General features: G+C 40.9%; 1 protein-coding gene. It reads right to left on the bottom strand.

The features are described 5' to 3' along the window. The coding region (locus NNN71_RS24935; protein ID WP_271459613.1) for an acyltransferase family protein at positions 1–552 on the bottom strand (552 nt) is incomplete at its 3' end. Between the last annotated feature and the right edge of the window lie 22 nt (positions 553–574).

Below are 574 nucleotides of genomic sequence, written 5' to 3'. Positions count from 1 at the left end.
ATGCACAAGATAAATTGAGTAGGAAACGATACCAATAGCAACTACAGCAGTGTTTTTGATGATGGATGATAATCTGGATTGGTTACCGCATAGAATGCAAAGACATGCGCCAACGGTAGGAACCATGGCATGAATACCAGGGAAAGCCGTCGCTTTACCGTATGTTATCGCAGTAAAGATTATCAATGACAGACCAACTATAAATCCTATGTCATAGGCCATTAACGGTTTAGAGCCGCTACCTCGGCGTAAAGCAAGTGTGCCACCAGCAGCAAACTCAAAAATCCTAAATGGCATCATGTAGTAGTTCGAGGTGGGGTCTATTTTGACAAAAGCTTCAGAAAAACAGAGGGAAACTAATCCAATAACTAAAATGATACTCAGTGCGCACTTGCGACCTAATCGCATAGTCAATACTAAAACTAAAGGCCAAATTAAATAAAACTGTTGTTCTACGGATAGCGACCATGTATGTAGAAGCGGATTTGTTTCCGAGGAGGTGTCAAAATATCCTGACTTCATCCAAAAATAAAAGTTCGATACGGACGCTATTGTGTATATTGCGGTTCTACCG

This window comes from Kluyvera sp. Awk 3, from assembly GCF_028069715.1.
Classification (GTDB): Bacteria; Pseudomonadota; Gammaproteobacteria; order Enterobacterales; family Enterobacteriaceae; genus Kluyvera; species Kluyvera georgiana_A.
Note: the sequence above shows the minus strand (reverse complement) of the source record. Positions and strands in the feature narration are given on the sequence as shown.